The organism is Crenobacter cavernae, assembly GCF_003355495.1.
GTDB classification, from domain to species: domain Bacteria; phylum Pseudomonadota; class Gammaproteobacteria; order Burkholderiales; family Chromobacteriaceae; genus Crenobacter; species Crenobacter cavernae.
In genome coordinates, this window is the sequence record NZ_CP031337.1 from 2,294,156 (window position 1) to 2,315,116 (window position 20,961).

Sequence of the window (20,961 nt, forward strand, 5' to 3'; positions counted from 1 at the left end):
CGTGATTAGGCGGCGCGAAGCGAACGCGGCGGGGGAAAGGTTGGCCGAGCAGGCGCTCGGCCGGCGGGCGATCAGAACACGCCCGGATAATTGCCGCCGTCGATCAGCAGGTTCTGGCCGGTGATATAGCCGGCGTAGGCGCTGCACAGGAAGGCGCACAGCGCGCCGAATTCCTCCGGCCGGCCGAAGCGTTGCGCCGGGATGCCGTGCGCGATCTTGGCGCGCGCCTCGTCGACGCTCAGCCCCTGCTGGTTCGCGCGGCTCTTCATCAGCGACGCGAGCCGGTCGGTGTCGAACATCCCCGGCAGGATGTTGTTGATCGTGACGTTGTGTGCGACCGTCTTGCGCGCGAGCCCGGCGACGAAGCCGGTCAGCCCGGAGCGCGCGCCGTTCGACAGCCCCAGCTCGGAAATCGGCGCCTTGACCGCCGAACTCGTGATGTTGACGATGCGGCCGAAGCCGCGTTCCATCATGCCGTCGACCGTCGCCTTGATCAGCTCGATCGGCGTCAGCATGTTCGCGTCGAGCGCGCGGATCCAGTCTTCGCGTTCCCAGTCGCGGAAGTCGCCGGCCGGCGGGCCGCCGGCGTTGTTGACCAGGATGTCGGGCGAGGGGCACGCCGCGAGCGCCGCCGCGCGCCCTTCCGGCGTCGTGATGTCGCACGCGACGGTGGTCACCGTCACGCCGTACCCGGCGCGGATCTCGTCGGCCGCCTGCAGCAGCGGCGCCTTGGTTCGGGCGACGAGCGTCACGTTCACCCCCTCGGCCGCCAGCGCCTCGGCGCAGCCGCGCCCCAGCCCCTTGCTCGCGCCGCAGACCAGTGCGTGTTTGCCCGCAATGCCCAGTTTCATCGTCTCTCCTTCTTGAGTGGTGAGGGCGCGCCCCGTTCGATCCCGTTTCCAGCCCGATGCTCGCCGTCCAACGGCGCTGCCGTCAAGCCGGTGAGCCGATCGACAGCCTCGACGTTGGCCGAGCCTCGCCGATCTCGGCCTCCGTCGGCGTTGTGGGCCTGGGCAGGAGACGTCACCGCCCCGCGTTCGGCAGCACGCGCGGGTCGGCGCCGAGCCCGGCGATCAGGAAGTCCGACAGCGCCTTGATGCGCGCGACGAAGCGCAAGTCGGGGTGGGTCAGCACCCAGACCCGGGTGTCTAGCGCGGGCAGGTCTTCGCCGAGCCGCACCATGCCAGGCTGCCCGTCGACCAGCAGGCACAGCAGCACGCCGAGCCCCGCGCCGTGCCTCACCGCGTCGACCATGCCGACCAGACTGTCAGCCTTGTAGACGATGTGTTCGGGTGGTACGTGTTTTTCCATCCATTTGGCTTGATTCAGGTGCCGCAGGCTGTCGTCGAAGCCCACCCAGCGGTGCTCGCCGTCAAGCTCGGCCGACCTGGATTCGAGGTAGGCCGCCGCGCCGTAGACGGCCGACGCGAGGCGCCCGGCCGCGCGCCCGACCAGGTTTTCCGGCGGCGCGTTGCTCGGCCGGACCGCGACGTCCGCCTCGCGCTTGGTGAGGCTGGAGAAGGCGTTGCTCGACACGACCTGCAGTTCGATCCTCGGGTGCCGGCGCTGGAATTCGATGAGATAGGGCGTCAACAGGCCCGACAGCAGCGTGTCGGTGCTCGTGAGCCTGATCGCCCCCGACAGCTCGGCGTCGCGGCCGGCGACGTAACGCTGCGCCGACTCGATCTGTTCGGCTACCTGCTTGAGTCGTTCGCGCAATTCCTCGCCGGCCGGCGTCATCACGTAACCCGCAGGCGTGCGTCCGAACAGGCGCACGCCCAGCGCGTCCTCGAGGCTCGCCAGCCGGCGCAGCACCGTCGAGTGGTTCACGCCCAGGTACTTGGCGGCGCCCGACAGCGAGCCGGTACGCGCCACCGCCAGGAAATATCTGAGGTCGTCCCAGTCACGGTCCTGCATCTTTGCAGACTCCAAATGCATTTATCGCGAATTGTCGTGCCATTCGGCCAACTCTGGTGGTTCCGCCATGCGTCCGGGACCCCGAACCCGCAGGCGCTCGAACGCTATATGAAAGAGGTGCTGCGGATTTACGGCGTGGTCGAATGCCGGCTGGCCGCGGTGCCTTATATCGGCGGCGAAGACTACACGATCGCCGACATCGCGATGTTCCCGTGGCTGCGCAGCCACGACAAGCTGGGCATCACCATCGACGACTTCCCGCGTCTCAAGGCGTGGCTGGCCCGCGTCGCTGCCCGGCCGGGTGTCCAGCGCGGCTTGCAGGCGCTGCACGAGGCCCGCTGAGCCCGCGATTCGCATGCCGTATCGATTCGAAAGGAGGCATCCCGAATGGCCTGGCTACTGTTGGTGGCCGCCGGCTTGAGGGAAGCGTCGGCCGGGCAGGGGTGTCAGGGGCTCGGCCAGGCTCGGGCGCGGCGTGTGCTAGAACGGTAAAAGTCTTATCGTTTGCCGGTGACCGCGCTTATGGGCTGGCGTCGTCGGGTGCTTCGGCGGCTTCGTCTATACGGCTCGACGGCAGGCGCGGCCGGGAGCGGGTCGACGCTCACAGGCGGGACGATCGATATGACCGGCATCTGCAATAGGAGGCTATTGTGCTTGAGCTGATAGACGCGAGACCAGACGGGCACCATGAGATCATGGTTCACGCAAAACTCAACAACGTGCCTGTGCACTTTCACATTTCCGTCAACGCGGTCGATGACTTCCTGCGCATCGAACAGAGCGGAATCGAGAACTCGATCGCCGAACTGACACGTCATTGGGAACGTTTCATTCCCCGCGTCGAAGGCTTCGTCACCCGGCACGGCGGGCACGACTTCCTGCTCACGACGGAGATGCTCAATCCTTAGCCTGTCGGTTTCTCGCCGCCTGCGACCCTGCCATCCCGGCGGCGGGGCGCTGCCACATACGAGGTGACGATGTGAAGCCGGCGCAGGCGAAAGCCAGCGCGACGGAGCGGGTCGAGGTGTTCATGGCCCAAAGGGGGCGGGTTGCCCCGCCCCCATTTCCTTAGGTGGGTTGATCAGTCGCCGGCCGAGGCGATCGACAGCGTGTTGACCTGCTGGTTGCCGATGCCGGCCGCGAGGTTGACACCGACGTTGCCTTCGATGCACTTGACCGAGTCGGACAGCGAAGCGCTCGTCGCGCCGCCCCACCAGCCGTCGCTCTCGACTTCGTTGTCGGCGTTCATCTGGAAGCCGGTACTGGAGGCGGAAGCCAGCACGCCCTCGTCGGCGACGGCGATGGCGAGGTCGTTCTTCTGCTGGTTGCCGATACCGGCCGCGACGTTCAGGCCGACGTTGCCGTCGAGATATTTAACAGACTCGTCCACGTCCGCGTCCATCGCCGAGTAGTCGGTTTCGATGTCGTTGTCGGCGTTGAGCTGCTCGAAGGCGGTGGTGGCGCGCACGGCGGCGTCTTCCGCGTCGTCGAGGCTGGCGATCGCCACATTGTTGGCCTGCTGGTTGAACACGCCGGCCGCGGCGTTCACGCCGGCGTTGCCCTCGATGTGTTTCACGCTGTCTTCGACGTCCGCCTCGTACGAAACTTCGGTGTCCACCTCGTTATCCAGGTTTTTCTGCACGTCGTGGGTGCTGGCGTTGGCCAGGCCTTCGAGTTCCGGGTCGAACTCGGCGTCCACGTCGACGTCTACCGAATAGTCTTCCTCGTAGGAGAAATCGTTGTCGAGGGAGGTGGAGATGCTCATCTCGTTTTCGAGTTCGTTCTTCAATTCCGTGCCATTGTCGTTTGCGTATGTCATCGACATGACGGCGCTCAGGGCGAGGAAGATGGCGGTTTTTTGCAGCTTAGCGATCATGATCGTTCTCCTTTTTGGGATAAATGCGGCAACGGGTGCCGCCTCACTACGGCTACTGCGGGAACTGCGACTACACCTGCAACGCGGTCGATCACTGCGTCGTTCACGATGGCCGGCCGATTCCTTCGTTCATTTCCCGCTGCTCATTGGAGCACTCGCACGGCGGGGCGGTTGGTCTGATTTCCCTGCCGCCGTTGCTGCGCGGACCGCCTAAGGCCTGGGCCGGAAGGTCGGTCAGCGGAGCGGTGCGCGTCGTCAGGAACGGGGTGGTTGGCATGCAAATCTCGTGGGCCTTGGCGTTACATTATGCAATTCCCATGCCATGATGTTAAGTGGCTGATTTTTTATGGTTTTTATTTTTTCGGCATGACGTGAAGGCCGCATTTGTCACGCCGGCGAAGCACTTTCGGATGTCAGGCGGCGATTTGCGGCTGAAAGATGGGGAAACGAGGCCCGGCACAGGGGCCGGATTGGGGGGAGAGGGGGTGGAGGGCCCCCGAAGGGGCCGCATGAGAAGGGGGTAAAGGCGGATTCCTGTGACCGGTCGATACCGGTTTCAGTGTTCCACCGGCGGTCGCGTGAGGCCGAGGTCCTGGCCGTGCTTGAGCAAGTTGTACATCAGTCCGAGGAAATCGATCAGCCGGTCGTCGCCGGAAAGCAACTGGTCGGCCATGGCCTGGTTGCCGTTGCGCGCGGCGAGGATCGCCTTGATGGCGGCGGTTTTCAGTTCGCCTTGAACGGCGAGCGCCTTGTCATTGTGCTTGATCTGGCGCATGACCCTCTCGTTGGCGCGCAGCGTCTGGCCGACCTGCATCACCGCGAAACCCAGCTTGTTCTCGTCGCTGATCCCGTCGCCGAACAGCTCGTTCAGGCGCTCGATCAGTTCCGACAGAAAGTTGCGCAGCCTGTCCTTGGCTCGCGCGAGCCGGCGCCGGTGAGCGGTCGCAGCGTCCTCTCTTGTCATGGATGACAGGGCCCGGCGCAATGGGAAGACTGTAATTGCCAACGTCAGGCGGAAAACCCCGCTATGCCAAATGGCATTACGCGGTTTTCGCCGGAGTATTCCTGCGCGTAGAAGGCAATAAAAAACCCGCCAAGCCTTGCGGCTGGCGGGTCTTTTTCGGATTTGGTGGGGCGGCGACTATCACATATGAGCTCGAAAGCCTCATGAAATAAGCATTTCACCTTTTTGGTTTTCAAAAGTACCGTCAAAAATACCGACAGAACATCGCCGCTGCCCGTATCGCCATGCCTTGCATGGGGTGTTTTCGCGCTCGGCCAAACGGGGCGTTTCGGCCTAGTGTGAGGCTCTTAAGGTGCCTAGGAAAGTCTGGGCGATTCAAGTAACGCAACCCGCGATGCACAGACTACTGCTCCTTGTTGGTTTCACCTAGGCATTCCCTCGCTGCGGCAAGGAGTTACAGCTGTGATAGCATGTGATTTTATGCCATATAAAAGAACATGCAAATCCGCTCACTTCCTGCCATAGCGGCCCTTGCCGCCAGCCTAGGGTTCCCCCTTCTTGCGCATGCATCCAACGGCGCACTGGTCACGATCCTGAGTGACTGGCATACCACAACCTTCATCCTGATTAACATCCTTCTGATCGGCTTCTTTTTCTGGCGCTTTGACCGCTTCGCGGTAGAACACGGCCCTGAAATACTCACAACTGTCGGGATCTTTGGGTGCTTTTTCGGCATCGCGCTAGCCTTGTTGGATTTTGATGCACGTAACGTTGCCTCTAGCGTCCCTCAGCTCTTACAAGGTGTGAAAACAGCATTCTGGGCGTCCGTGAGCGGCGTCGGGGGCTCCCTCATCATTCGTCTCCGTCATCGATTACATAAGGCACCTATCCCGCAAACAGCAGGAGCCGCCTCAAAGGCCGCGAGTCTTGATGACGTCGTCGATACAATGCGTGCGATGCATCGCGGACTTTCAGGAACCGAAGAAGGCAGCTTGCTCACGCAAATGAAATTGATGCGCCAGGAGCAAAACGACCATCTTACGCAGCTTCGTGCATCATTTGACACCTATGCCCAGAAAATGGCAGAAGACGGCTCCAAGGCCTTGATCGATGCACTTCGCACCGTCATCGCGGATTTCAATTCCCAGATCAACGAGCAGTTTGGCGAAAACTTCAAACAGCTCAATTTCGCTGTGGAAAAATTAGTGCTATGGCAGCAGCAGTACAAAGACGAGCTCGATAGGCTTCAGACCGTACAGCAGCAATCGGCGCAGGACCTGAAAAATGCTTCAGTCGGCATGGCGGCGATGGTCGATAAAGCCGCAAAATTCTCTGAAGTGGCGGCCAAACTGGAGACACTTTTGGTAACAATGGCGAGACAGCACCAGCTTATCGAAGAGTCCCAGCAGTCGTTGAGCACCGTGCTGGTCCAGATGAAGGATGTGACACCCCAGTTTTCCCAGAAGCTGGATGCATTGGCCGATGGCATGTCCCGCAGTGTAGGAAAACTGCAATCCGATACCTCTGAGCTTCTTCAGAACTTCGGTGTTCAGGTGAAAGCATCGCATGGCGAAATGAAGGAACTGCTGGCTGACTCGCTCAAGCGCTCACAAAAAGATGTGAATGAGGAGTTGACCAAGTCCCTGGAAACCATCCGCCAAGGGGTCATCTCTCTTGATAAAGGTCTACAGGAAGAACTGACAAAGAGCCTTGAAACCCTCGGTCGCCAACTGGCCTCGCTATCCGAGAAATTCGTCGCGGACTACTCACCGCTGACTGATCGTTTGCGCGATATCGTCCATATGGCTGGCCAGAAGTAGACAAGGTAAGAAGCATGGCGCACAGTAATCAATCACATTGGATTCCGTTGGCCGACCTGATGACCGGTCTGATGATGGTCTTCATGTTGCTGACTGCAGCCTTCATGCTGCGGGTGGAGCAAACAACTACCCTTGTCGTTAAAGAATACGAGGCCACCAAGAGTAATTTGCATCTGGCGCTACAGAAGGAGTTCGCGAAGGATTTAAAACAATGGAATGCCGAGCTACTCGGCGACATGACCATCCGCTTCAACGATCCAACGGTACTTTTTGCCACCGGCTCGGCGGAGCTGCGCCCCTCCTTCAAGAAGATGCTGGCTGAGTTTTTCCCTCGCTATATCAACCTGTTGACTTCCAGCAAGTACAAGGCGGCGGTTAAAGAAATACGCATTGAAGGCCATACCAGCAGCTTCTGGTCGGGTAACACCGATGCAAAAATAGCCTACTTCCACAATATGGAACTATCCCAAGCAAGGACGCGTAGCGCCCTGGAATTCCTGTTGTCGCAGCCAAAGGTCGCCAAACATCAAGACTGGCTGATCGCCCACGTTACGGCGAATGGCCTATCGTCTTCCCGGCCGCTAAATCCTGAGCAGCACTCGCTTAAAGCACAGTTAGCGAACCAGCGGGTCGAATTTCGTATCGTAACCAACGCCAGCGATCGTATGGATCAAATCGCTAAGCAGTTGCAGAAACAATGACATTCAAACTGCCAAACTTCCTTAACGACGGCCATCTTAATGCGCTGCGCTCCACCATGGGCGCACCATTGTCATCTTCGTTTGTCACCGAAAAGCGTGTCAAGCTGATTGAGCTTCCCGAAATTAAAAGACTTCGCGAAGATGGAATCGATGTCGCATTTGAAGATATCCGCGTACTTGAAGACGGCACCTTGTCCTATAAAGACAAGCGGGTTTTGCTCTACATCCGAGACGTCAACTCCAGTCAGCCTACTCCAAAGTTCCATCTGGTTTTTTGCCGCACTTTGGACACGATGCAGCGAAATAAGCGCTGGCGGCGCTATGTCGTTGCAAATCGTGATGATGGACTGTTCCAGGTGAATTTTATTGACTCTGGAGCCAAGCCTCAGTTCATCCGTCTTGATGTTTGCCAGAACTGCCTTGGACACATTGGTTGGTCAGGATTTAGCAGTGCTTGGCCGGTGGGTCAGAAGGCCGAAGCCGTTCGTCGCTTCACTCTGACCGATTTTTTTGAGCGATTCCCACGAGATCTATTCGGCGTAAAGCCTGAATTCACCACCGAAACCGCACCGCTCAATGATTACACCGCCGACTGGCCAGACATCTCCGAGGCCGCGAAGCGTTCAAAAAACTATCGGTGCGAGGCATGCACAATACAGCTGAAGGGCTTGGACTCTAAGTACCTTCACACTCATCACCGCAATGGTCAGAAGAACGACAATAGTCCTGGCAACCTAGAGGTATTGTGCATCGGCTGCCATGCGGAAGAACCCCTTCATGCGCACCTGAAGGCATCCCCTGCCTATTTAAAGTTTATGCAACGTGGTAAGTAGCCCTTCTCAACTGGCTTGGAACGGAGAACAATTCAAATGATGCGTTTCATGGTTAGCCGCTTTGCACAATGGTGTAACGACCATCAACCACCACCTCTGGAGCTAGATTCAGTTTTACGAGAAGAGGCGCTCAATGCCCTGGTTGAGTCAGTCAACGAAGGAGAAATCACCTCTTTGGATGGCGTCGAGTCGCCACTTTCAAAGCAAATCAGTGCATTGCACGGACTATCGCATTTCGAGATGAACCGATCTGGCTCGACCAGGATCTCAAGTGGCAAGGTACGGCGAGCGGCAAGCTGGGCCGGCCTCAAGCCTTCAGCGACGCGGCCATTCAGTTTTGTCTGACCATCAAGGGGCTGTTCAGTCTTGCCCTGCGACAAGCCATCGGTTTCGTGCAAAGTTTGTTGAAGCTGGCCGGGCTGAACTGGCCCGTTCCCGACTACAGCACCGTCTCCCGGCGTCAAAAACATCTCAATGTGGTGATAGCGGCTCGTCCGAGTACGACCGGACTGCCTCTACTGGTCGACAGCACCGGCATCAAGATGCTGGGCGAAGGCGAGTGGAAGACGAAAAAGCACGGCGCCGAGTCCCGCCGCCAGTGGCGCAAGGTCCATCTGGGCATCGATGCGCAGACTCTGGAGATCCGGGCCATTGAGGTCACCGACAACACGGTGGGCGACGCGCCCATGCTGTCCGAGTTACTGAATCAGATCCCGTCCGATGAAACGGTTCTTTCCGTGAGCGGCGATGGCGACTACGACACCCAGGGCTGCCATGAGGCCATCGCCCGGCGCCAGGCCGCTGCGGTGATTCCGACCCGGAAGAATGCCAAGCCGTGGAAAGAGAATCGACCGGGTGCCGCTGCTCGTAACGAGATTCTGCGCACCACACGGCATCTGGGTCGGGCGATCTGGAAGACATGGAGCGGCTACCACCGGCGCAGCCTGGTCGAAACCAAGATGCGCTGCTTCAAGTTCCTGGGCGAACGGGTGATGGCCAGAGACTTCGATCGCCAGGTGGCGGAATTGCAGGTGCGGGCGGCGATCGTGAATCGCTTCACCATGCTCGGTGCGCCGACGACGATACACATAGCATAGGTCCGTCTGGGGGAAGGGGGCGTGCGCCCCGCACCGAGGTTCTGCAGCAGCGTCCCGCGCTGGACAATAATGAAAGCCCGCCCCCGAACGAGAAGAAGGAGAGCCGCGATGTATCAAGTCCACGCAACGATCTGGAACGCGATCGCCAGGACGCAGACGCTGAGCAACCCGTCGCTGCGCCAGTTGTTCGCGATGGATCAGGACGCGCTGACGCAAGCGCTCGACGCGCAGGCGCAGGCGCTGGAAGCCAGCGGCGTGCCGAACAGAGTCATCGTGGCGTATCAGACGATGGCGCCGCTGCTGGCCGAGAGCGAGGCGATCAGCGCGTACATCGTGCAGACGGACAACTGGAGCCTGCGCCAGGCGCTACCGGAGGTGCTGAGCGCGGAAGAAGCGGTGGCGATCGCGAACCTCGACCGGCCGATGAGCAGCAGCGAGCAGCGGCGCTTGCTGGATCTGCTGCTGCCGCTGACGCCGCCGAGCTGGCTGGACGACTAGCGCGCCAGAAAGAGGCGGAAGGCGCGCCGACCGAGTGGGGCGACCACGCCAGCATCGACACGGCGCTGCCGGTGCTGCTGTCGCCGCAACGCGACGACGTGCTCAAGGCCGAAATCCGGCTGATGGTGAATAGCGAGAACGGCATGCTGTTTACCAATGGCACCGGGACCGGCAAGACCTTCGTAGGCCTCGGCGTTGCACGGTGCTGTCACGGATCTACAGCTTGCTGCACTGACGGCTTTGCCTGAGCTGATAGAGAGGGCGGTGCTCGTGGAGTCTGAGCCGGATCGTCGCGGCCGGCCGGATGTGGTGGCGTCCCACGTGCTTTATGCGCCGGCCCGCATGCCCGGCGGGGAAGTGCTACGCGTGAAGCTGCGCGTCAACCAGGTGCGCGGCGCTGGGGACAAGCTGTATACGCATCAGGTTGAATACCTGGGCATAGAAAAGCCGACGTCGGAAGGTTCGTTGCCACACCCTAATGTGGAAGTCAGGGGGGGCGAACCGGCTTCGGTCGGCATGTCCACTATTGCCCGGTCAGACCATGAGGTCAAGGCGGTGGAAATAGAAAACGCCCCTATGGGAACCGTGCCGACTACTGACACCGGAAAACCGGCCGTTACATCAGCTCAACCAACCTCGGGGCGCACGTTCACTATAGCGGAACTGCTTTCCGGCGCCAAACGCGATGGCGATGGACGGTTGTTCACCAATGACAACCGTTACTCGTTCGCGCCACGGCAGGGTCAGCTCGGCCAACAGGCGTTCGAGCTGCCAGAATGGCGCGCGCACCACGAACAGCGCGCGATCCACCAGGACCGCTATCTGCGCCTCAAGCAGGCCGAGGACGCGGTCGCCGCGCAAGGCGCCCTTCCAACGACGGCGCCGCCGACCCGATCGGAAGCGGTATCCCTGGCCAGCGCAGCGGCCGGCGGCTCAGTCATCATCATCCGGGATCACCAGGCCAGGCCGGATCGCCGTGCCGTGCGCTGCCGCGATCAGCGCGCGCATGCTCTCCACGACACCCTGGCCGCTCTGCTGGTGGTCGGCCTCGTACAACCCGAGGTGGCGCGCCAGCTTGTCGAGCGCGCCGAGCTTGTCGGCCAGCCGGACCTTGCGGGTCACGCCGCCGCTGCCGTCGCTCAGCAGTTCGGTCGTGTCGAGCCCGCTGACGGCTGCTGCGATGTCGTCCGGCCAGTCGCGCGGCGGCAACAGCGCGCCGTTGGCGTCGTACAGCAGCCGGATGTCGGCGAACGCGATTCGGCTCAGCTCGAGCAGCACGCGTTCGCGGTCGACGCTGGCCTGCTCGCGCACCTCGCGGCGGCGCGCCGACAGCGCAAATTGCACCGCCGGGTGTTGCAGCAGCTCGCAGCCGGTTTGCCGAGCCGATTTGGCCGAATAGCCGGCCTCTTTGGCAGCCTGGGTGGCGTTGAAGTGGACCAGGTAGCGCTCGATGAACGCCAGTTGTTTGGGGGTCAGCAGCGAGGCTGCGTCGGGGATGCGCAAGCGCGTCATGATGGGCTCCATCAGGTTGCGCTCCTGCGCGATGTACGGAAATGTCAGTGCCTACGCTGATTATTGGCTGCAATCGCTCCTGCTCACCATCACTGACTGAAAGCTTGGCAGACCGGGGACGTCCATATATGGCCGAGCACCTCGCCGCTCGGCAGGATGTACGCGCCATGCGTCTAGCCGCCGCGCTCGGTGACGTGGTGCATCGCATCGCTGCCTTTTTTCATGTAAACGGGTTATGCGGGACAGGAAAACCCCGCCACGGTGGGCGGGTCGGTCGTCTACCGGCGAGCTTTCGCCGTTCGCGCTCGCCGGATCACCTCGGCGGCCTCGAGCGCGGCTTCGGCTTCGTCGGTGCGCGCGGACGGGTCGTGCATGGCGTATTCGGCCAGCCATTCGAGCAGGGCGTCGCCGTCTACCCGGTCGCCGAATCGTTCCATCAGGTCGGAGACTGCCGACCGCAAGCCGTCCGGGTCGATCACCTGACCGCCGCCACCGTCACGCAACTTGAAGCGCACCACCGCCCGCTTGGTGGCCGCCGTGTCGTCGTTGCCGTGCTCCAGCCACCTGATGATGTCGTCGCGGTTCAAGGCGATCAGCTTACGCAGGCGGGCAGCGTCCGGGGTCTTGGGGAGCCCTGCGCGAAGCCGGCCGCCTTCGGCGATGATCTGGCCGCCGGCTCGTTCAACTTCTTCGATGATGAGGGCGGGGTGCATGGTTAGAAGTCCTCCCAATCGACAGCGGTTTCATTCGCCGAAGATTCCCTCGAAGGCGCCGAAGATGCCGAAGATTCCCTGTTTCTAAAACGGGCATCTTCGCCATCTTCGCGGGCATCTTCGGACACAAAGACCGGCGGCATTGCCCATGTCCACCCGCCCTTCATGCCGTTTTTGCTGATTACAACATTCAGTTTTTTTGCGGCGTGGCGGATTTGCTTCTCGGTGTAACCCGCCTCGCGGCTGTCAGTCAGCATCACCTTTGACGGCATCGGACCATCGCTCAGGACGCTGGCAAGGAATGCTTTGGCTGCTTTGGCGTCCCGCCTTTCTTCCGTATCGTCGCCGCCTTCCGGTTCGGCCAGGATGTCGCGGGCCGATCCCTCGATGCGCTCCCCGAACTGAACCCGCGACGCGTGCACGCCTTCGGCCACCTTCACACCGTCCTCGATGTCGTATTCGTAACCGCCATCGTCAGGGCCAATGTTGTTCTTCACCCGCATGAACACGCGCTTGGTTTCGCCGTCGTCGTCCTTGACCTTGGCGGCCCCGAGTACCGTTCTCGCCACCGCGCCGAAGGCGATGGATCCGGACACCCGTTCGAGCGGGTCCTTGCCGGCCCCGCCCTTGGAAAAGTGGGTGATGCCGACGACGGCGCAGCTATTCGCGGCAGCGAAGTCGACGATCGGCTGCAAGGCACGGCGGACCTCGGTGTTCTTGTGGCTGTCGCCGGTCACTGCCGATACCACCGGGTCAAGGATCGCCAGCGAGGCGCCGCCGGCCAGATCGACCGCCGCCTGTACCATCCCCATGTCACGGGCCGGGTCGAAGTTCTCGATGCCGTCGCCGGATCGCACATGATCGACAAAAAGAACCCGATCCATATTCGCCCCGCAGGCCCGCAGGCGAGGAACCAGCGTGTCAGCCGGGTCATCCTCGCCGGACCAGATCACCACGTTGCCGGGCGGGCACCGGGTGCCGTCTGGCCAGAGTCCGCCGGTCGTCACCGTCGCCGCCAGGGCCATCGTCAGCGTGGTCTTGCCGACGCCGGGCGGCCCGGCCAGGATCGCCAGCTTGCCGCGTGCCAGCCAGCCATCCCACAGCCAGCGGATCGGTTCGATCTTGATGTCGGAGCCGCGCATCAGCACCACTTCGCGATGAACGCCGGCCTCGGCATTCTCCCGGCGCTCGATTTGCTTCTTAACCATCTCCAGCCCCGCCACGGCGGCCAGGTCGTTGAAGTCGGTCGGCAGCGTGCCGTCATGAGTCGCCGCGAAGGCGGTTTCCTGCTCTCTGGTGAAGGTGGGGATGACGGCACGGCCTTTGCTGCCGAAAACGCTGGCGGCGCGCTGCGCTGCCTTCTGGCCTACCTCGTTGGGGTCACGGTCGCCGCATACCACGATGTCGGCGTCGAGCTTGCCCTTCATGCGTTCGGCCAGCGCCGGCAGGTTGCCAGCGTTGAAGCCGACGACGACGGGCAGGCCAGTGGCTTCGTGCAGCGTGCAGCCAGTGGCCCAGCCTTCGCACAGCAGTACGGTCTTAGCGTTGGCGAGCGAGCCCAGTACCAGCGACGCGCCGGAAGTCGAACCGCCGGTCAGGAAGGTCTTGCGGCCATCGGGTTGGATGCACTGCGCCGTCACGATCACGCCGTCGCGCCGGGCCGGCACGATCAGCATGTCGCGGAGCTGTACCGCGCCCGCCGGCTTGATGCCCTTGGCGACGACGTAGGGATGATCGGCCGCAACCGGCCGCCCCTTCGCCATCAGGTCGTCTGCCTTGGCTGCGGCGCGGGCAGCCATCTGGGCGCGCTCGGCCTCTACTGCGGCGTCTACCTCGGCGCGGCGCTTGGCAAACTCCGCGCGCTCGGCCGCGCTCATCGTGCTGGGGTTTCGGCTGCACCAGTTTTCGCGCTGACCGGTTTTCCAGTCTCCGAACGCGCCCCAAGCGTCGCGCCCATCGGTGTGACAATAAATCCAGCCATCTTTCTTGCCGGCGCGGCCTTCGGTGTCGAATCGCTGCGGCTTGCCATCCAGTACCGGAGCGAACCCGGCTTTCGCCGGGCGGATGCCGGCGTCGAGCATGGCGTCGAGCAGGTCGATTCTCATTTGTTCAAGTGTCATGTCTTGCACTCCGAACGTGGCTCAGCGTGGCGGGCGTTTTTCTTTTGCATCGTCGCTCCCCTCATGCCGGTTGACCCTGTTCGTCGAGCCACTGGCGCACGGCCTCGGCGCGCCAGGCGGTGACGCGCTCGGAGATTTTGACCGGTGCCGGAAACGTGCCAGCGCGGATGCGGCGCCACAGCGTCGAGTCGCTGAACGGGATGATCGGACGCAGGTCGGACAGGCGGACATAGCCGGTGGCGGGCAATGCGCCGTAGGTGGCGAGGATGCCGGCTTGGGCCGGTGCGATCTTGATCGACTTGTCGGCGGTGGCCGAGGTCAGTTTGGTAATGGTGGCTTGCTTGGCCATGTCATTGCCCTTTCTTGGCTGTTGTGACATGGCATGCAGATTAAAAGCCCCTTGGCGGGGCTTCTGGTAACTACCAAAGGTAAATGGTAAATCAGGCGTCTACCAGAAGTCGGACCGCCTCTGACAGCTTCTTGCGGATGTTCTCAGCACTCAGCCCGTAAGCGTTGGAGCTGGGAAGGCGCTCGATGATTGCGACGACTGCTTCGGCGATGGCCGAGGCGTTTGGATTTTCACCCCGCCTGTACTGGCCTCTCTTTTCTGCGATAAGCAGTGCCATGCCGCCCAGCATTTTCATCAGATTGTCGCGTTCAGTGGGAGAGGCCGACCGTGCGCGATCTTCGGCGTCATCATCGGAAGGTGCTTGAGCCACCGTTTGCAAGACAAAATCGGCCATCTCGAAGGAGTCGATAACGGGATAATTCCCGCTGTCGTCGAGAAAATCCTGCAATTCATTCAATGAGCATGGGAAGCGGAGTGCCGGCCGGGTCAGATCACCCGTAGGATGCCACGCCAATCCGGCGCGTTCGGTAGGGGTCAGCAGGACATCGTCGGGAGCCGGGGTCACATAAACGCCGTCGTGCTTGACGTGGAACCCAGGCGCCCATTCTGTCGGTGGCTGCACCCGGCATAGCTTAACGAAGGCTGCGTAATCGATTTGTATCTGCATCGTGCTCCCCTTGCTCCTCGGAGGTTGATTGCCACGCCAGGCCACCAGGGTTCTGGCTTTTCGATTGGCCGATCTAGGCGCGGCAAAGCTGGTGTCAGGCGGTCTTGAAGATCGGCGTCACTTTCGTCCCGGCCTTCAAGCCGTCCAGGTAGTCGGCCCACGCTTGCATCATCTTGCTGCGCTCGGGCAGGTATTCAGCGTAGTTGTAGGTCGCGCGGATGCTGTTGCGCTCGGCGTGCGCGAGCTGGCGCTCGATGGCGTCGCGGTTCCAGCCCTGTTCGTTCAGCAGCGTCGAGGCCATGTGGCGGAAGCCGTGGCCGGTCATGTCGTCCTTGTCGTACCCCAGCCGGCGCAAGGCGGCGTTGACGGTATTTTCCGACATAGGGCGGCCGTTGGTGCGCGCGCCGGGGAAGACATACCGTCCAAGTCCCGTCAGAGCGTGCAGCTCTTGCAGCACCGTCACGGCCTGCGACGACAGCGGCACGACGTGTTTCTCCCGCATCTTCATCCGCTCGGCCGGGATCACCCATAGCGCGTGCTCAAGGTCGATTTCCTGCCATTCCGCCTGGCGCAGTTCGCCCGGCCGCACGAACACCAGCGGGGCGAGGCGCAGCGCGCATTGCGTGACGAACGAACCGGCGTAGCCGTCAATCGCGCGCAGCAGCTCGGCGATACGGGCGGGGTCGGTGATGGTCGGGAAGGAGGCTTTGACGACGGGGGCGAGCGCGCCGCGCAGATCGGCTGCCGGGTTGCGCTCGGCGCGGCCGGTGGCGACGGCATAGCGGAACACCTGGCCGCAATTCTGCATCGCGCGGTGCGCCGTCTCGATGGCTCCGCGCTTCTCGACGCGCTGTAAGGCGGTCAGCAGCTCGGGGGCGGTAATCTCGCCCATCGGGCGCGCGCCCAGCCACGGAAAAATGTCGCGCTCAAGGCGGCGCAGGATTTTGTCGGCATGGCCCGACGTCCAGGTCGGCAGGTACTTGGCAAACCATTCGCGGGCGATGGCCTCGAAGCTGTTCGCCGCCTGTAGCCGCTTGCTGGTCTTGGCCTGCTTGCGATGCTCGCCGGGGTCGATCCCCTTGGCCAACAGCCGGCGGGCCTCGTCGCGCTTCTCGCGCGCGTCTTTCAGGCTGACTTCCGGGTAGACGCCCAAGGCGAGGGTCTTGCGCTTGTCCGCGAAGCGGTAGTCCATGCGCCAGTATTTGCCGGTCTGGCTGACCAGTAGGTACATGCCCTTTTCGTCGGCGAACTTGGCCGGCTTGCCATCGGGCTTGGGCTTTGCGTTCTTGCAGGTAGTGTCGGTTAGCGGCATGGCTCGTCTCCCTTCAAGGCGCCTTGCTCGGCTAGAAACTCGATCAGTGCTTGGGTCTGAGCGGGGGAAAGCCGGATGTGATTGGCTGGTGTTTCAATGTCGAGCCCGCCAGTCTCAGACAGGCTGAATCGCAGGGCGCGTCGCATCGGCTTTGGCCGGGCCGCCTTGGCGGTCTTGCGCTCATCCATCGGATCGATTCCGTCCGCAAGCAGGGCTTGGGCCTCATCCCGCCGCATCAGCGCCTCTTCGAGCGAGACCGCCGGGAACACCCCCAAGGCGAGGGTCTTGCGCTTGCCTTCGAACCGGTAGTTCATGCGCCAGTATTTGCCGCCCCGAGGCTCGACCAGCAGGACGAGGTTTTTCCCGTAACGGACCTTGTAGGGGGCAGCGGATGGCTGAAACCCGCTTGGATGCTGGGTTTCGTAGGGTTTTGTCGGCATGCGGGGTTTCGCAGCGATGGAATACCGACATAACTACCGTGAGGGGTGGCGGTATGTCAAGGCACGTCCTGACACGACGCGAGACAACAAAAAACCCGCTAAGCCTTGCAGCTAGCGGGTTTTGATCTTCCATGACACGTCATGGAAGCCGGATTTGGTGGAGGCGGCGGGAATCGAACCCGCGTCCGGAAATCCTCTACGGTGAGTTCTACATACTTAGCCGTGTCATTTGGATTTAACCTGCTACTCCGCCGACGGGCAGGCTGAGCATAGGCGAGTCGCCTTGAGTTTCGCTCTGGGTCAAGCGACCCGACACAGAGCTAGCTGATGTAAAATGACACTGCAGTAGTTTGACCCACCCGGCCCATCAGCGAACCGTTGCAGTGTCTAGCCACCGTTAGGCGGCTAGAGCGTAAGTTTCGTCGTTTGCGACTAAAAAAATTCAGCGTTTTACGGGGTAACTGAAATCCCGGTATGCCCTCATCCGCTTCGCAACCCCCGTCGAAGCCAGGTCGCCCCCAGATGTGGAACCGCAATTATATCGACAATCGCGGTCCCGGGATAGTTCCTTACAAGTGGGCGATGAGGTCGAGCGGGTGCTCGATCGCGCCGTCGGCGCCCCAGGCTTCCGGATTATCGTTCTCGGCGATGTAGCCCCAGTTGGCGATCAGCGTCTTCATGCCGACCTTGCGCCCGGCCTCGATGTCGCGTTCCGCGTCGCCCAGGTACAGGCAGTGCTCGGGCGGAATGTCGAGGACCTCGCACGCGTACAGCATCGGCCGCGGGTCGGGCTTCGGCGCGCCGGCGGTGTCGCCGCTGACGACGACGGCCGGCGCGGACGGGAAGGGCAAAAGCGGCAACAGGCGGTGGGTGAAGCGCTCGGGCTTGTTGGTGACGATGCCCCACGGGATGTCCTGCTCGGCCAAGCTTGCGATCAGTTCCGGCACGCCGGGAAACAGGATAGGGTTGTTCTCGAAGTGCGCGTCGTAGAGGTCGAGGTAGCGCGCGCGCAGCGTCGGGAAGTCTGGGTGGTCGCCTTCGATGCCGAAGCCGAGGCGGATCAGTCCGCGCGCGCCGTGCGACGCGATCGGCCGGGTCGCCGATTCGGGCTGGGCGGGGCGGCCGTTCTCGGCCAGCAGGGCGTTGAGCGCGTTGCCGAGGTCGAGCGCGGTGTCGGCCAGCGTGCCGTCGAGGTCGAACAGGACGGCGCGGATCATGCCTTCACCCCGTTGCCGCGACCGAGGAACAGCGTGTAGGCCGGGTTGTGCGTTTCCTCGCTCCACGGGAAGCCGAGGCCGTCGAGGAAGGCCTGGAATTCGGCGTCGTCGTCCTCGGGGACCTGGATGCCGACCAGCACGCGGCCGTAGTCGGCGCCGTGGTTGCGGTAGTGGAACAGGCTGATGTTCCAGTCGGTGCGCATCGCGTTCAGGAAGCGCAACAGCGCGCCCGGGCGCTCGGGAAATTCGAAGTGGAACACGCGCTCGTGCTTGAGTTCGGGCGCGTGGCCGCCGACCAGGTGGCGGATGTGCAGCTTCGCCAGTTCGTTGTCGGTGAGGTCGATGCCCGACAGGCCGTTGGCTTCGAGGTCGGCGATGATGGTCGCCACGTCGTCGCGCTTGGCGATCTGCACGCCGACGAAGACGTGCGCGGTCTTCGGGTCGGCGTAGCGGTAGTTGAACTCGGTGATGCTGCGGTTGCCAATCACCGCGCAGAACTTCTTGAAGCTGCCCGGCGCTTCGGGGATGGTGACGGCGATGATCGCTTCGCGCCGCTCGCCGAGTTCCGAGCGCTCGGACACGTGGCGCAGGCGGTCGAAGTTCATGTTGGCGCCGCAGGCGACCGCGACCAGCGTCTTGCCGGTGCAGCCTTCGCGCTCGATATAGGCCTTGGCGCCGGCCACCGCCAGCGCACCCGCCGGTTCGGTGATCGAGCGGGTGTCTTCGAAGATGTCCTTGATCGCCGCGCAGATGGCGTCGGTGTCGACGAGGATGATTTCGTCGAGCAGTTCGCGGCAGATGCGGAAGGTTTCCTCGCCGACCAGCTTGACCGCGACGCCGTCGGCGAACAGGCCGACGTCCTTCAGTTCGACGCGGTGGCCGGCGTCGATCGACTGCTTCATCGCGTCGGAATCGACCGACTGCACGCCGATGACCTTGATCTCGGGCTTCAGCCGCTTGATGTAGCTGGCGACGCCGGCGGCGAGGCCGCCGCCGCCGATCGCGACGAACACCGCGTGGATGTCGTCAGGGTGCTGGCGCAGGATCTCCATGCCGATGGTGCCCTGGCCGGCGATCACGTCCGGGTCGTCGAACGGCGGGATGTAGGTGCGTCCGGTTTCCGCGACCAGCGTCATCGCGTGCTGGTAGGCGTCCGAATACGAGTCGCCAAACAGCACGACCTTGCCGCCGCGGCCGGTGACGGCGTCGATCTTGATCTGCGGCGTGGTGACCGGCATCACGATGATCGCTTCGCAGCCGAGCTTCTGCGCCGACAGCGCGACGCCCTGCGCGTGGTTGCCGGCGCTGGCGGTGATCACGCCTTTTTGCAGCTGTTCGGCCGTCAGGCGCGACATCTTGTTGTACGCGCCACGGATTTTGAACGAGAACACCGGTTGCAGGTCTTCACGCTTGAGCAAGATGCGGTTGTCGAAACGGCGCGAGAGGTTGGGGGCCAGCTCGAGCGGGGTTTCCACCGCGACATCGTAAACCCGCGAGGTGAGGATGCGTTCCAGATAGTCTTGCGTAGGCATGGGCGAACCGTTGTTTCGAGGAAGGCTTAGGGAAGCGATCAGGGTAGCAGGAACTTGACGGCTTAGGAACGGACTAGACAGGGTCTGCCCGGCCCGCGCCGCTTAACAAAGGCGACGGGCGGCGGCCGTGCGCGGGGTGTATACTCGTCGCCTTTCGCCCCCAGTCCATAACCCGCCTCTACTGGTCGTTGGAACACATGAAACATCGCTTGAAGCAGCTCATCCTGGCCGCGTCGCTGGCCGTGCCCGCCCTCAGTTTTGCCAATACCGCTTTCGTGCCGCCGGTACCCGAGATCGCCGGCACCGCCTACTTCCTGCTCGACGCGCAAAGCGGTCAGCCTATCGCCACCCGCGATGCGGACACGCGCATCGAACCGGCATCGCTGACCAAGCTGATGACCGCCTACCTGACATTTAAGGCGCTGAAGGAAAAGCGCCTGACGCTCGAGCAGGCGCTGAGCGTGTCGCCCAAGGGCTGGAAGACCGAGGGCTCGCGCATGTTCCTCGACCCGAAGGTGCCGACCCGCGTCGACGACCTGATCAAGGGCATGATCGTGCAGTCGGGCAACGACGCGTGCGTGACGTTGGCCGAGGCGATCGCCGGCAGCGAGGAAGTGTTCGCGCAGCTGATGACGCGAGAGGCCAAGCGGCTCGGCATGAACCACACGCGGTTCATGAACTCGACCGGCCTGCCCGATGCGAACCACTACACGACGGTGCGCGACCTGTCGACGCTGGCGTCGTCCATCGTGCGCGACTTCCCCGAGTTCTACCCGATTTACTCGCTGAAGTCGTTCACGTATAACGGCATCACCCAGCCCAACCGCAACCTGCTGCTGTACCGCGACCCCTTCGTCGACGGCATGAAGACCGGCTTCACCGACAGCGCCGGCTACAACCTGATCGCCTCCAGCCATCGCGACGGCCGTCGCGTGGTGTCGGTGGTGGTCGGCACCGCCAGCCCCGAGGCGCGCGCGGTGGAAAGCTCCAAGCTGCTCAACTACGGCTTGCAGTTCTTCGATACGCCCAAACTTTACGCCGCAGCGAAACCGGTTTCCGAAGTGCCGGTCTACAAGGGCGACGCCGCCAAACTGCCGATCGGCTTCAACCAGGACGTGTTCACTACCGTCAGCAAGGGCCAGGCCGGCCGACTCAAGGCCGAGCTGACCACCCAGCAGCCGGTGATCGCGCCGATCAAGGCCGGCCAGCAGGTCGGCACGCTCAAGGTCAGCCTCGACGGCAAGCCGGTGCTCGAGCGCCCGGTCGTGGCGCTGCAGAGCGTCGGCGAGGGCGGCTTCTTCGGCCGCCTGTGGGACAGCCTGAAGCTGTTGCTGGGCATGTAACAAACCGGCGGGGCTCGGCCAACCCTTCAAGGTTGGCCGAGCTTAAGTAC

23 protein-coding genes, 1 other RNA gene and 2 pseudogenes are annotated in these 20,961 nt (G+C 62.5%); 11 read left to right on the forward strand and 15 right to left on the reverse strand.

The window, feature by feature from the left end:
* Positions 1 to 71: 71 nt before the first annotated feature.
* Positions 72 to 851, reverse strand: a complete 780-nt coding sequence (locus DWG20_RS11170) for an SDR family oxidoreductase (RefSeq protein WP_115433884.1) — start codon at positions 849 to 851, stop codon at positions 72 to 74.
* A gap of 172 nt (positions 852 to 1,023) precedes the next feature.
* Positions 1,024 to 1,917: a LysR family transcriptional regulator gene (locus tag DWG20_RS11175; protein ID WP_115433885.1), complete on the reverse strand. Its 894-nt coding sequence runs from the start codon at positions 1,915 to 1,917 to the stop codon at positions 1,024 to 1,026.
* A gap of 15 nt (positions 1,918 to 1,932) precedes the next feature.
* Here DWG20_RS11175 and DWG20_RS11180 point away from each other — a divergent pair, with 15 nt between their 5' ends.
* Together DWG20_RS11180 and DWG20_RS11185 are read left to right on the forward strand one after the other, a co-directional pair.
* Positions 1,933 to 2,259 carry a glutathione binding-like protein gene (locus tag DWG20_RS11180; RefSeq protein ID WP_115433886.1) on the forward strand — a complete coding sequence of 109 codons (327 nt, stop codon included), beginning with the start codon at positions 1,933 to 1,935 and terminating at the stop codon, positions 2,257 to 2,259.
* A 308-nt stretch (positions 2,260 to 2,567) separates the two neighbouring features.
* Complete coding sequence (locus DWG20_RS11185) at positions 2,568 to 2,825, forward strand: hypothetical protein (protein WP_115433887.1); 258 nt, start codon at positions 2,568 to 2,570, stop codon at positions 2,823 to 2,825.
* A gap of 173 nt (positions 2,826 to 2,998) precedes the next feature.
* On the opposite strand, the gene DWG20_RS11190 is transcribed toward DWG20_RS11185, so the two are convergent.
* Both DWG20_RS11190 and DWG20_RS11195 read right to left on the reverse strand, forming a co-directional pair.
* Positions 2,999 to 3,793, reverse strand: coding sequence for a hypothetical protein (locus tag DWG20_RS11190; protein WP_115433888.1), 795 nt, complete (start codon positions 3,791 to 3,793; stop codon positions 2,999 to 3,001).
* Positions 3,794 to 4,349: 556 nt separating this feature from the next.
* Positions 4,350 to 4,757 carry a hypothetical protein gene (locus DWG20_RS11195; protein ID WP_115433889.1) on the reverse strand — a complete coding sequence of 136 codons (408 nt, stop codon included), beginning with the start codon at positions 4,755 to 4,757 and terminating at the stop codon, positions 4,350 to 4,352.
* Between the two features lie 497 nt (positions 4,758 to 5,254).
* Here DWG20_RS11195 and DWG20_RS11200 point away from each other — a divergent pair, with 497 nt between their 5' ends.
* The 8 genes and pseudogenes from DWG20_RS11200 to DWG20_RS16750 all read left to right on the forward strand — a co-directional run.
* Positions 5,255 to 6,577, forward strand: a complete 1,323-nt coding sequence (locus tag DWG20_RS11200) for a hypothetical protein (RefSeq protein WP_115433890.1) — start codon at positions 5,255 to 5,257, stop codon at positions 6,575 to 6,577.
* Positions 6,578 to 6,591: 14 nt separating this feature from the next.
* Positions 6,592 to 7,278 (forward strand): OmpA/MotB family protein, encoded by a 687-nt coding sequence (locus DWG20_RS11205; RefSeq protein WP_115433891.1) that lies wholly within the window; start codon positions 6,592 to 6,594, stop codon positions 7,276 to 7,278.
* Positions 7,275 to 8,111, forward strand: a complete 837-nt coding sequence (locus DWG20_RS11210; protein WP_115433892.1) for an HNH endonuclease — start codon at positions 7,275 to 7,277, stop codon at positions 8,109 to 8,111. Before DWG20_RS11205 ends, DWG20_RS11210 begins: the two co-directional genes overlap by 4 nt.
* Before the next feature lie 36 nt (positions 8,112 to 8,147).
* Positions 8,148 to 8,456 (forward strand): hypothetical protein, encoded by a 309-nt coding sequence (locus DWG20_RS15970; RefSeq protein WP_147289952.1) that lies wholly within the window; start codon positions 8,148 to 8,150, stop codon positions 8,454 to 8,456.
* A pseudogene (locus DWG20_RS11215) lies at positions 8,360 to 9,208 on the forward strand (IS5 family transposase); the annotation flags it as partial. The gene DWG20_RS15970 and the pseudogene DWG20_RS11215, both read left to right, overlap by 97 nt.
* Positions 9,209 to 9,316: 108 nt before the next feature.
* Entirely contained in the window at positions 9,317 to 9,706 is a 390-nt protein-coding gene (locus tag DWG20_RS11220) for a hypothetical protein (protein WP_115433893.1), read from the forward strand.
* Positions 9,707 to 9,777: 71 nt separating this feature from the next.
* Positions 9,778 to 9,954, forward strand: coding sequence for a hypothetical protein (locus tag DWG20_RS16140; RefSeq protein WP_181880901.1), 177 nt, complete (start codon positions 9,778 to 9,780; stop codon positions 9,952 to 9,954).
* A 22-nt stretch (positions 9,955 to 9,976) separates the two neighbouring features.
* A pseudogene (locus DWG20_RS16750) lies at positions 9,977 to 10,054 on the forward strand (hypothetical protein); the annotation flags it as partial.
* A 273-nt stretch (positions 10,055 to 10,327) separates the two neighbouring features.
* Here DWG20_RS16750 and DWG20_RS11225 read toward each other — a convergent pair.
* The 11 genes from DWG20_RS11225 to ilvA form a co-directional block, all read right to left on the reverse strand.
* Positions 10,328 to 10,567, reverse strand: a complete 240-nt coding sequence (locus DWG20_RS11225) for a hypothetical protein (RefSeq protein WP_115433894.1) — start codon at positions 10,565 to 10,567, stop codon at positions 10,328 to 10,330.
* Positions 10,568 to 10,639: 72 nt separating this feature from the next.
* Positions 10,640 to 11,218, reverse strand: a complete 579-nt coding sequence (locus DWG20_RS11230) for a terminase small subunit (RefSeq protein WP_181880902.1) — start codon at positions 11,216 to 11,218, stop codon at positions 10,640 to 10,642.
* 278 nt (positions 11,219 to 11,496) lie between these two features.
* Positions 11,497 to 11,931, reverse strand: coding sequence for a hypothetical protein (locus tag DWG20_RS11235; protein WP_115433896.1), 435 nt, complete (start codon positions 11,929 to 11,931; stop codon positions 11,497 to 11,499).
* 2 nt (positions 11,932 to 11,933) lie between these two features.
* Positions 11,934 to 14,051, reverse strand: a complete 2,118-nt coding sequence (locus DWG20_RS11240; protein WP_147289953.1) for an AAA family ATPase — start codon at positions 14,049 to 14,051, stop codon at positions 11,934 to 11,936.
* 61 nt (positions 14,052 to 14,112) lie between these two features.
* A complete protein-coding gene (locus DWG20_RS11245; protein WP_115433898.1) occupies positions 14,113 to 14,400 on the reverse strand; it encodes a helix-turn-helix transcriptional regulator in 288 nt (95 codons plus the stop codon).
* Positions 14,401 to 14,491: 91 nt separating this feature from the next.
* Positions 14,492 to 15,067: a hypothetical protein gene (locus tag DWG20_RS11250; RefSeq protein WP_115433899.1), complete on the reverse strand. Its 576-nt coding sequence runs from the start codon at positions 15,065 to 15,067 to the stop codon at positions 14,492 to 14,494.
* Between the two features lie 94 nt (positions 15,068 to 15,161).
* Positions 15,162 to 16,379: a tyrosine-type recombinase/integrase gene (locus DWG20_RS11255; protein WP_115433900.1), complete on the reverse strand. Its 1,218-nt coding sequence runs from the start codon at positions 16,377 to 16,379 to the stop codon at positions 15,162 to 15,164.
* The gene (locus DWG20_RS11260; protein ID WP_115433901.1) at positions 16,370 to 16,819 is read right to left on the reverse strand and encodes an Arm DNA-binding domain-containing protein; all 450 of its coding nucleotides are present in this window, start codon (positions 16,817 to 16,819) and stop codon (positions 16,370 to 16,372) included. Before DWG20_RS11260 ends, DWG20_RS11255 begins: the two co-directional genes overlap by 10 nt.
* Positions 16,820 to 16,974: 155 nt before the next feature.
* Positions 16,975 to 17,339: a transfer-messenger RNA gene (gene ssrA / locus DWG20_RS11265) on the reverse strand.
* A gap of 49 nt (positions 17,340 to 17,388) precedes the next feature.
* Entirely contained in the window at positions 17,389 to 18,036 is a 648-nt protein-coding gene (locus DWG20_RS11270) for an HAD family hydrolase (protein ID WP_115433902.1), read from the reverse strand.
* Positions 18,033 to 19,568, reverse strand: coding sequence for a threonine ammonia-lyase, biosynthetic (gene ilvA, locus DWG20_RS11275; RefSeq protein ID WP_115433903.1), 1,536 nt, complete (start codon positions 19,566 to 19,568; stop codon positions 18,033 to 18,035). Before ilvA ends, DWG20_RS11270 begins: the two co-directional genes overlap by 4 nt.
* Positions 19,569 to 19,765: 197 nt before the next feature.
* On the opposite strand from ilvA, the gene DWG20_RS11280 reads away from it, so the two are divergent.
* Positions 19,766 to 20,911, forward strand: coding sequence for a D-alanyl-D-alanine carboxypeptidase family protein (locus tag DWG20_RS11280; protein WP_115433904.1), 1,146 nt, complete (start codon positions 19,766 to 19,768; stop codon positions 20,909 to 20,911).
* Positions 20,912 to 20,961: the final 50 nt, after the last annotated feature.